The organism is Microbacterium sp. zg.Y909 (assembly GCF_024626565.1).
Genome location: NZ_JANJFJ010000162.1, coordinates 1 through 9682 on the forward strand (window position 1 = coordinate 1; position 9682 = coordinate 9682).

A 9682-nucleotide genomic window follows, 5' to 3' on the forward strand; every position below is an offset into this window, starting at 1 on the left:
CGGTCGACCGCGGCATCACCGCCGGGGCGTATGCGCTGGGCGCCGGCATCTTCTTCATCGGCTACGCGATCTTCGAGATCCCGTCGAACCTGCTGCTGAACAAGTTCGGCGCCCGTTTCTGGCTCGCCCGCATCGCCATCACCTGGGGCATCGTCGCGGCGCTGTTCGCCTTCGTGACGAACGACACGATGTTCGTGTGGCTGCGCTTCCTCCTCGGCGTCACCGAGGCGGGGCTCTTCCCGGGCGTCATCATGTTCCTGGCGCAGTGGTTCCCCAACAAGCGCCGCGTGCAGATGTTCGCGCTGTTCTACCTCGCCCAGCCGTTCTCGCAGATGATCGGCGCCCCCCTGTCGGGCGGCCTCATCAGCTTCGGCGAGCAGTTCACCCCCTGGGCAGGCTGGCAGGTGATGTTCTTCACCGAGGGCATGCTCGCCGTCGTCGCCGGCATCGCCGCCATCTTCTTCCTCGTCGACTCGCCGCAGAAGGCGAAGTTCCTCACCGACGACGAGAAGTTCGCGATGAAGGCGGTGATGGAACACGAGGATGCCATCAAGAACGACGACGGCCCGCGGGGCATCGGCGCGGCCCTGGTGAACTGGAAGGTCTGGTACTTCACCGTCATCTACTTCTGCCTGCAGATCGCCGTGTACGGCACGACGTTCTACCTGCCGCAGCAGGTCTCCGGACTGATCGGCAGGGCCGTGGGCTGGGAGGTGGGTCTGGTGACCGCCATCCCGTGGGCGGTGGGCCTCTTCGCCTGCTACTACGTCGGCAAGCACGCGCACACGCTGCGTCGCCGGCGCACCTGGGGCGCGGCCTTCTTCATCATCACGGGCTTGTCGATCTTCGTGTCGGCCTGGGCCGGAGCGAACGGGCAGGCGCTGCTGGGCATCGCCGCGATCACCGTCGCGGTGGCGTCGTTCCTGTCGACCGGTCCGATCACGTGGTCCTTCCCCACGGCGTTCCTCACCGGCGCCGCTGCGGCCACCGGCATCGGCCTGATCAACTCGCTCGGCAACCTCGGCGGCTTCGTGGCTCCCATCATGCGCACCGGCATCAACGAGGCCTTCCCGACGGACTCCGGGGCGTGGGGCGTGGTCTCGCTCGGCGTCTTCGGCTTCCTCGGGGCGATCATGATGCTCTGCACGAAGTTCTTCCGCTCCCGGGCGGACGCGCTGCTCGAAGACGCAGAGGCCCGCGTTCCCGGTCACTGACACCGTGCGGGGCGCGCGTGCGCGCCCCGCACATCGGCCGGTGCCCCCCGTACGTCCGCAAGAGGAGATCCCCATGGCCCGTCATCCGCAGGTCGCCTTCGTCGGACTCGGTGCGATCGGCCTGCCGATGGCCGAGAGCATCGTTCGGGCCGGGCTCCCGCTCGTGGGCGTGGAGCCCGCCGCCGCAGGCCGGGAACGCGCCGAGGCGGCCGGTGTGCGCACCGTCGCCGACATCGCCGATGCCGGTGACGTCGACGTCGTGGTCGTCATGGTCGCCACCGGCGGGCAGCTGACGGCGGTGGTGGATGCCGCGCTCGCCGCGGGCACCGTCGCCGGGCGCACCTGGATCGTCTCGGCGACCGTCGGACCCGACGCCGTGCGCGCCGAGGGCGCGCGGCTCGAGTCCGCCGGCGCCGCGGTCGTCGACGCGCCCGTCAGCGGCGGGGTCGCCCGCGCCGGACGGGGAGACCTGGTGCTCTTCGCCTCGGGATCAGAGGACGCGCTCGCGGCCGCCATCCCGGTGCTCGAGGCCCTCGGCTCCGCCCGTGTGGTGGGCGACAGGCTCGGCGAGGGGCAGGCCGTGAAGGTCGTCAACCAGCATCTCGCCGCCGTGCACATCGTCGCGGCGGCCGAGGCGCTCGCCCTGGCCGAGCGCCTGGACCTGGACCCCGCGTTCGTGCTCGACGTCGTGGGCGGGGGAGCGGCGGCATCCTTCATGCTCGGCGACCGGGGGCCGCGCATGCTCGCCGGCGAGGAGGCGCCCGTGCTCAGCCAGGTGGGCATCTTCGTCAAGGACACCGGGCTCGTCGCCGACGCGGCCGAGGCGGTGGGCATCGACCTGCCGGTGCTGCAGGCAGCGCGCGAGCGCTTTCTCGCCGCCGACGCACGAGGGCTGGGGCGCCGCGACGACTCCAGCGTCATCGAGACCTACCGGGCGGGGGACGGCCGGTGAAGACCGTCGTGCTCGACGACGACCCCACCGGCACCCAGTCCGCCGCGGGCGTCGACGTGCTGCTCGCCTTCGACGTCGACGGCATCCGCGAGGCGCTGCGCGCGGCCGACAGCGTGTACGTGCAGACCAACTCCCGCGCGATCGATGAGGATGCCGCCATCGCGCTCGTCCGCGAGGTGCGCGACGCCGCCCGTGTCGCTGCCGCGGCGCTGGGCGAAGAGGTGCAGTTCGTGCTGCGGGGGGACTCGACCCTGCGCGGGCACGTCTTCGCCGAGACCGCGCAGTTTCTCGGCGACGACGCCGTGATCGTCTTCTGTCCCGCGTTCCCCGCGGGCGGACGCACGACGCTCGACGGCATTCACCTCGTGCGCATCGGGGACGAGACCCTTCCCGCGCACGAGACCGAATACGCCGACGACCCGGTCTTCCCCTTCGCCACCGGCGTGCTGGTGGACTACGTCGCCGAGAAGTCCGGGCGTGACGCCGTCTCGGTGGCGCTCGCCGATGTCCGCTCCGGCCGCGTGGCCGACGCGATCGCAGCCGCTCCGGCAGGCGCCGTGATCGTCCCCGACGCCGAGACCGAGGACGACATCGAGCGCATCGCCGCGGGCATCCGCGACGCGCGCGCCGCCGGCCGGGAGGTGGTGGTACGCAGCGCCGCGCCGCTGGCCGCCGCCCTCGCCGGGGTCGTCTCCGAGAGGCTCCTGCCCACCCCGCTCACGGCGCACCCCGCCCCGACGCTCGTGGCGTGCGGATCGCACACCGCCGGGGCCTCGGCGCAGCTCGCTCCGCTCGAGGTGCGGCACGGCCCCGCGGTCGTCATCGCCACCGCCGACGCGTTCGCCGACCCCGATGCCGCCGGGCGCGCGGCGGCGGCCGAAGCCCGCCAGCGCCTCGCCGAGACCGGGCTGGCCATCATCGCGACCGAGCGCACCCGCCGACCCGAGCACAACATGCTGCGCCACGGCGAGCTCGTGATGCGCGCCCTCACGAAAGCGGTGCAGACGCTCGTTCCCGACGTCGAGGCGGTCGTCGCCAAGGGCGGCATCACCTCGGCGGAGCTCGCCCGCACCGGCGTCGGCGCCACGCGCGCCCGCGTGCGCGGACAGGTGCTGCCGGGGGTGTCCGTGTGGGACCTCGTCTCCGCCGACGGCGCGGACCGCCTCTACGTCGTCGTCCCCGGAAACGTCGGCGGACCGTCGACCCTTCTCGACGTGGTTGCGGCCCTCGGGCACTGACCCGGGGTCCGTCGCGTGTCGCGGCATCCGCCCGCCCGGCGCTGCGCGCAGACCTGAAATAATCGGGAGTATCCCCCGGCGAAGAAGGAGTATTCGACGTGCCCGTCAGCTTCCATGAGGCAGCCCCCGCCGAAATGGACCCCATCCGCTTGTATTCGATTCTGAAGCTCCGCGTCGATGTGTTCGTCGTCGAGCAGCGCGCGGCATACGACGAGCTCGACGGCAGGGACGTCGAGCCGGGCGCGCGCCTCTATTGGGCGGAGGAGGACGGCGAGGTCCTCGCCACGCTGCGGGTCCTCAGAGAAGCGGACGGCCGGCGCATCGGACGCGTCGCGACCGCAGCGGTGGCACGGGGTCGAGGCCTTGCCGCGGAGCTCATGCGGCGCGCGGTCGCCGCGTGCGCCGGAGCGCGAATCGTGCTGGACGGGCAGCTGCAGCTCGAGCGCTGGTACGAGGGCTTCGGGTTCGCCCGCTCCGGGGAGGTCTTCGTCGAAGACGACATCCCCCACATCCCGATGACCCGGCCCGCGGCGCCGTAGCGCGCGCCGGGACCGCGGTCAGTCGCGCGTCAGGCGGGACAGTTCGGCGACGAAGGCGTCGACGTCCTCGGCCTCGGTGTCGAAGGAGCACATCCAGCGCACCTCGCGACGGGTGGCATCCCAGTCGTAGAAGCGGAATCGCTCGCGCAGCCGGTCGGCGACCCCCTCGGGCAAGGTCGCGAACACCCCGTTGACCTGGGTGGGCTGCGTGAACTCCACGCCTCGGATCGTGCCGTCGGCGATGCCCGCCTCGACGGCGCTGCGCAGCCGCGCGGCCATCGCGTTGGAGTGGCGGGCGTTGCGCAGCCACAGGTCGCCGTCGAGCAGCGCGATCAGCTGGGCGGAGATGAAGCGCATCTTCGAGGACAGCTGCATGTTGAGCTTGCGCAGGTACCGCAGACCCTCGGATGCCGCGGGGTCGAGCACCACGACGGCCTCGCCGATCATCGCACCGTTCTTGGTGCCGCCGAAGCTCAGCACGTCGACGCCGACGTCGCGGGTGAACGCCGCCAGCGGCAGGTCCAGCGCAGCGGCGGCATTGGCGATGCGGGCGCCGTCGAGGTGCAGGCGCATGCCGCGCGCGTGGGCGTGGTCGGCCAGGGCGCGGATCTCGTCCGGGGTGTACAGGGTGCCGAGTTCGGTGGACTGGGTGATCGAGACGACCAGCGGCTGGGCGCGGTGCTCGTCGCCCCATCCCCATGCCTCGCGGTCGACCAGCTCGGGGGTGAGCTTTCCGTCGTCGGTCGGAACGGTGAGGATCTTGATGCCCGCGACCCGCTCGGGAGCGCCGCCCTCGTCGACGTTGATGTGCGCGGTGGACGCGGCGATCACGGCGCCCCACCGGGGCAGCATCGACTGCAGGCCGGTGACGTTGGCGCCGGTGCCGTTGAACACCGGAAACGCCTCGACGCCATCGCCGAAGTGCCGGGCGAACACCTGCTGCAGGGCAGCGGTGTAGTCGTCGTCCCCGTAGGCGATCTGGTGGCCGCCGCCCGCCGCTGCGATGGCGGCGAGCACCTCTGGGTGCACGCCGGAGTAGTTGTCGCTGGCGAAGCCGCGGACGGCGGTGTCGTGGAGGGTCGTCACGGTTCCTCAGCCTAGTTGTCGCCCGCGGTGGGGCTGTTGCGCGGCGGCTGCGGTGACTACCCTCGCCCCATGGCCGAGAACGCCGTCCCGGCTGGGCCTGCCGGGAACGCCTCCCCGCTCGCGCCGCCCGGCGGCATGCGCGTGTTCGTGCAGGTGCTCGTCAACACCGCGGTGGCGAACATCACGACGAGCTTCCTGTGGTTCGCGCTGGTCTTCTGGGCGTACCTCGAGACCCGGTCGGTGCTGGCGACGGGCCTGATCGGCGGGGCCTACATGCTCTTCGTCGCGGTGTTCTCGATCCCGTTCGGCTCGCTCGTGGACCGGCACCGCAAGCACCGCGTCATGGTCGGCTCCAGCCTGGTGACCCTCACCGCGTTCCTCGTCGCCGGCATCCTTTATCTGCTCTTCCCCGAAGCCACCCTCATCGACCTCGGCCGGCCGTGGTTCTGGGTGTTCTCGGCGATCGTGCTGTTCGGCGGTGTGATCGAGAACATGCGCAACATCGCGCTGTCGACGACCGTGACCCTGCTCGTGCCGACCGAGCGGCACGCGAACGCCAACGGCATGGTGGGTACGGTGCAGGGCATCTCGTTCGTCGTCACGAGCGTCTTCTCGGGCCTGGCGATCGGGCTGCTGGGCATGGGGTGGACGATCCTCATCGCCATCGTCGTCACCGCGGCAGCGCTCGTGCACCTGGCGTTCCTGCGCATCCCCGAGACCCAGCCCGCCGACGTCGGCGGCCACGCGCCGAAGGTCGACATCCGCGGCAGCATCGCCGCGATCGCGGGGGTGCCGGGGCTGTTCGCCCTCATCGTCTTCTCCACCTTCAACAACCTCATCGGCGGGGTCTACATGGCCCTGATGGACCCGTACGGCCTGACGCTGTTCCCGGTGGAGCTGTGGGGCGTGGTGCTCGGCGTCAGCTCGATCGGGTTCATCCTGGGAGGCATCGTCATCGCCGCCAGGGGCCTCGGTCGCAATCCGGTGCGGACCCTCCTGCTGGCAGTCGTCGCGATGGGGGTGATCGGCGCGCTCTTCACGATCCGCGAGTGGTGGTGGCTCTACGCCGCGGGAATGCTGCTGTACATGGCGCTGATCCCGGCGGCCGAGGCGGCGGAGCAGACGGTCATCCAGAAGGTCGTGCCGTTCGAGCGCCAGGGGCGTGTCTTCGGGTTCGCGCAGGCGCTGGAGTCGGCATCGGCGCCGGTGACGGCCTTTCTCATCGCGCCGATCGCGCAGTTCTGGATCGTCCCGTACCTGGCGACGGATGCCGGTCAGGGCGCGTGGCGCCCGGTGCTCGGCGAGGGCGAGGCGCGCGGCATCGCCCTGGTCTTCCTGGTGGCGGGCCTGGTGATGGTGGTCGCGGCCCTGTTGGCCTTCACGACCCGCTCGTACCGCCGCCTGTCCGCGTTCTACGCCGGCGCGCCCGAGTCGGTGCCGGCCACCGACGTTCCCGACCCTACCGCGCTCGCCTCGCCCGCCGCGCCCGCGCCGCAGCCCGCCGAGAAACCACAATCCGGATGAGAAACACCGCGTTGCGCGGTTTCTCATCCGAAAAGTGGTTTCTCGGGCGGGGCAGGCGGCCCGGGTGGGCGGTCAGTCCGTGCCGCGGATGCCGGCGGTCGAGGCGATCACGCCGCGCATCTTCTTCTCGAGTGCCTCGTAGAACATCGACAGCGGGAACTCGTCGTCCAGCACCGCGTCGGTGTAGCCCTTCGGCGCCCCGGCGAGCACGTCCTGCGGCAGACCTCGCGCCCACGCCGAAGCGGGGTGCGGCGTGACCACCGAGCTCACGAGGCTGTAGGCGGCGAGCCAGTGGGCGACCTTGGGCCGGTCGATCGACTGCCAGTACAGGTCGTCGATCGCAGCCCCCAGCGCCACGACTGCGGCCGGCACCTCATCCCAGTCGAAGGCGAGCGCCGTGTCGGTCCAGTGCAGCACGCCGCGCTGGTGCAGCCACGCGAACAGCAGCTGGCCGCCGAGGCCGTCGTAGTTGCGCACGCGGCCTCCGGTGATCGCGAACCGGAAGATCCGGTCGAAGATCACCGCGTACTGAACGAGCCCCGCGTGCTCCAGGGTCTCGGCCTCGGCCGCGGAGAGGTGCTCGCCGGCATCCACCCGCGCCTGCAGCTCCCGCTGGATGTCGACGCACTCCCGGAAGGCGGTGAGGTCGCAGCGCAGCTCCTCCAGCGAGTAGAGGAAGAACGGCATCCGCTGCTTGATCATGAACGGGTCGAACGGCAGATCCCCGCGCATGTGGGTGCGGTCGTGGATGAGGTCCCACATGACGAACGTCTTCTCCGCCAGCTGCTGGTCCTCCAGCAGCCGGGCGGCCTCGGCGGGCAGGTCGAGCTTCGTGATCTCGGATGCCGCGCGCACGACGCGCCGGTAGCGGGCCGCCTCGCGATCCTGGAAGATCGCGCCCCACGTGAACGGCGGGATCTCCCGCATCGCGACCGTCTCGGGAAAGAGGACCGCCGAGTTCGTGTCGTACCCCGGGGTGAAGTCAACGAGCCGCAGCGACACGAACAGGCCGTTGCTGTACCGGGTCTCGAGGTCGGCGATGAACTCCGGCCAGATGACCTCTGCCAGCACCGCCTCGACGAATCGGCTGCGCGAGCCGTTCTGGGTGTACATCGGAAAGACGACGAGATGGCGGATGCCGTCGAGCCGCTGCCGCTGCGGCTGGAACGCCACCAGCGAGTCGAGGAAGTCCGGCACGCCGAAGCTGGCCGCGACCCACCGCTCGAAGTCGTCCACCACAGCGGCGAGGTACTCCGCATCGTGCGGGAACAGGGGCGCGAGGGCGTCGACCGCGTCGATGATCTCGGTGACGAGCAGGTCGGCCGCGGCGTGGTCCGCCGCGTCGGGGACCGATCCGTCCTGAGCCTGCAGGCCCTGCAGCGCCGTGGCGGCGCGCTTGAGGGTCAGCCACTCGGTTGAGCTCTCGACCCCGACGGCCCGCCCATCCTCGACGACCTCGGGTTCGCCGACGACGGCCTTGCGCTCACGGGTGGTGGCGGCCTTGATGGACATGGGAACCTCCGATCTTCGGGGTCGGCCGACGCCTCGGTGCGTCGACGATTGGCAGGGTGGCGCCCAGCCTATCCATCCGCTGTCAAGCGGCCTCGTCGATCGTGTGCCAGGGGTAGCGTCGCGGTCATGCCCGACAACAGCTCGCCCGCTCGTCCCGACGGCGACGGGCTGCTGCTGCTCGCCAACAGCGGCGCCGGCGAAGCGGTGCTGCGTGCCGACCCGCTGCCGGTGATCCGCGAGCGGCTCCCGCGGGCGCGGGTGCAGGAGCTGGGCCCCGACGACGACCTCGGCGACGTGGTCGCAGCCGCGATGGCCGGTGAGGACCCGCCGCGCGCGCTGGGCGTTCTCGGCGGTGACGGATCGGTCTCGCGTATGGCGCATCTGGCCCGGCGCCACGGCGTGCCGCTGCTGGTGGTGCCCGGCGGCACCTACAACCACTTCGCCCGCGCCGCTGGAATCGACGACGCGGATGCCGCGCTGGCCGCCTTCACCGCGGGGCTACTGCGGGAAGTGGTGGTCGCGGAGGTCTCCGTCGACGACGGCGAGCCGATCACGGTGCTCAACGCGGTGTCGCTCGGGACATACCCGCAGTTCCTCGCCGAGCGCACCGAACGCGCGAGCCTGGGCAAGTGGGTCGGCGGGCTGGGCGCGATCGTCGCCGCCCTGCGGGCCGCGCACCCGGTGCGCGTGACCCACGAGGGGCGCACCGCCACGGTGTGGTCGGTGTTCGTCGGCGTGGGACGCAACGACCCGCATCGGCACGCGATGATGCAGCGCCTGACGCTGGATGACCCGGTGCTCGACGTGCGCCTGCATCACGCCCGCGGCTCCCGGCTGCGCGCCATGGCATCCCTGGCGTTCGGGCGCCGCACGCTGCGGTTGCTGCGGCTGCTGCATCTGGTGCCGCCGGCGTCGCACTTCGAGCGGCAGGTCACGGGCCACTGGCGGGCGCGCGCACAGCCGGGCAGGGCCCCCGGCTCGTACGTGCACGACGGCGAGCTGGAAGAGGCCCCGCAGTCCGGCTTCACGCTGGACGTGCGGGCCGTGCCCGCCGGGCTGCGCGTCTACGCCACCTGAGCTTCGAGCCGCGTGGGCGCGGGGACCGCGCCGTGCGCTCAGTCGTGCTGCGGGAAGCCGAGGTTCAGCCCGCCGTGGGACGGGTCGAGCCAGCGGCTGGTGATGGCCTTCTCCGAGGTGAAGAAGTCGAACCCGTGCGGCCCGTACGCCTTGGCGTCGCCGAAGAGCGACGCCTTCCAGCCCCCGAAGGAGTGGTAGGCCACCGGCACCGGGATCGGCACGTTGATGCCGATCATCCCCACCTGCGCCTCGCGCTGGAACCGGCGAGCGGCGCCGCCGTCGTTGGTGAAGATCGCGGTGCCGTTGCCGTACGGGCTGGCGTTGATGATCTCGAGCCCTTCTTCGTAGCCGGACACGCGCACGATCGACAGCACCGGGCCGAAGATCTCGTCGCGGTACACCGATGAGGTCGTCGGCACACGGTCGATGAGGGTGGGCCCGAGCCAGAACCCGTCGGGATCGCCGTCGGCCTCGACGCCGCGGCCGTCAACGACGACGGTGGCGCCGTCGGCCGGGGCCCGGTCGATGTACGACGCGACC

General features: G+C 71.5%; 9 protein-coding genes. 6 read left to right on the forward strand and 3 right to left on the reverse strand.

From position 1 onward, the window contains the following. The 4 genes from NQ160_RS12585 to NQ160_RS12600 form a co-directional block, all read left to right on the forward strand. The coding region (locus NQ160_RS12585) for an MFS transporter (RefSeq protein ID WP_257515574.1) at positions 1 to 1214 on the forward strand (1214 nt) is incomplete at its 5' end. 73 nt (positions 1215 to 1287) lie between these two features. Further along, entirely contained in the window at positions 1288 to 2166 is an 879-nt protein-coding gene (locus NQ160_RS12590; RefSeq protein ID WP_257515575.1) for an NAD(P)-dependent oxidoreductase, read from the forward strand. Beyond that, positions 2163 to 3404 (forward strand): four-carbon acid sugar kinase family protein, encoded by a 1242-nt coding sequence (locus NQ160_RS24885; protein WP_257515576.1) that lies wholly within the window; start codon positions 2163 to 2165, stop codon positions 3402 to 3404. The genes NQ160_RS12590 and NQ160_RS24885 overlap by 4 nt, the downstream gene beginning before the upstream one ends. Positions 3405 to 3502: 98 nt before the next feature. Next, positions 3503 to 3943: a GNAT family N-acetyltransferase gene (locus NQ160_RS12600; RefSeq protein ID WP_257515577.1), complete on the forward strand. Its 441-nt coding sequence runs from the start codon at positions 3503 to 3505 to the stop codon at positions 3941 to 3943. Positions 3944 to 3961: 18 nt separating this feature from the next. Here NQ160_RS12600 and NQ160_RS12605 read toward each other — a convergent pair whose 3' ends face one another. Beyond that, a complete protein-coding gene (locus NQ160_RS12605) occupies positions 3962 to 5029 on the reverse strand; it encodes a threonine aldolase family protein (protein ID WP_257515578.1) in 1068 nt (355 codons plus the stop codon). Between the two features lie 135 nt (positions 5030 to 5164). Here NQ160_RS12605 and NQ160_RS12610 point away from each other — a divergent pair, with 135 nt between their 5' ends. After that, positions 5165 to 6553: an MFS transporter gene (locus NQ160_RS12610; RefSeq protein ID WP_257515582.1), complete on the forward strand. Its 1389-nt coding sequence runs from the start codon at positions 5165 to 5167 to the stop codon at positions 6551 to 6553. A 72-nt stretch (positions 6554 to 6625) separates the two neighbouring features. Here the strand turns inward: NQ160_RS12610 and NQ160_RS12615 are convergent, their stop codons facing one another. Continuing rightward, positions 6626 to 8065 (reverse strand): DUF6421 family protein, encoded by a 1440-nt coding sequence (locus NQ160_RS12615; RefSeq protein WP_257515579.1) that lies wholly within the window; start codon positions 8063 to 8065, stop codon positions 6626 to 6628. A gap of 126 nt (positions 8066 to 8191) precedes the next feature. Here NQ160_RS12615 and NQ160_RS12620 point away from each other — a divergent pair, with 126 nt between their 5' ends. Next, complete coding sequence (locus NQ160_RS12620) at positions 8192 to 9142, forward strand: diacylglycerol/lipid kinase family protein (RefSeq protein WP_257515580.1); 951 nt, start codon at positions 8192 to 8194, stop codon at positions 9140 to 9142. A gap of 38 nt (positions 9143 to 9180) precedes the next feature. Here NQ160_RS12620 and NQ160_RS12625 read toward each other — a convergent pair. Beyond that, positions 9181 to 9682 (reverse strand): aldehyde dehydrogenase family protein (locus NQ160_RS12625; protein ID WP_257515581.1); only part of this gene is annotated, 502 nt, incomplete at its 5' end.

What these genes read in the sequence shown, in the direction of transcription:
- NQ160_RS12590 (WP_257515575.1), top strand. Translation starts at nt 1,288, where the DNA reads ATGGCCCGTCATCCGCAGGTCGCCTTCGTCGGACTCGGTGCGATCGGC.
- NQ160_RS12610 (WP_257515582.1), top strand. Translation starts at nt 5,165, where the DNA reads ATGCGCGTGTTCGTGCAGGTGCTCGTCAACACCGCGGTGGCGAACATC.
- NQ160_RS12615 (WP_257515579.1), bottom strand. Translation starts at nt 8,065, where the DNA reads ATGTCCATCAAGGCCGCCACCACCCGTGAGCGCAAGGCCGTCGTCGGC.
- NQ160_RS12620 (WP_257515580.1), top strand. Translation starts at nt 8,192, where the DNA reads ATGCCCGACAACAGCTCGCCCGCTCGTCCCGACGGCGACGGGCTGCTG.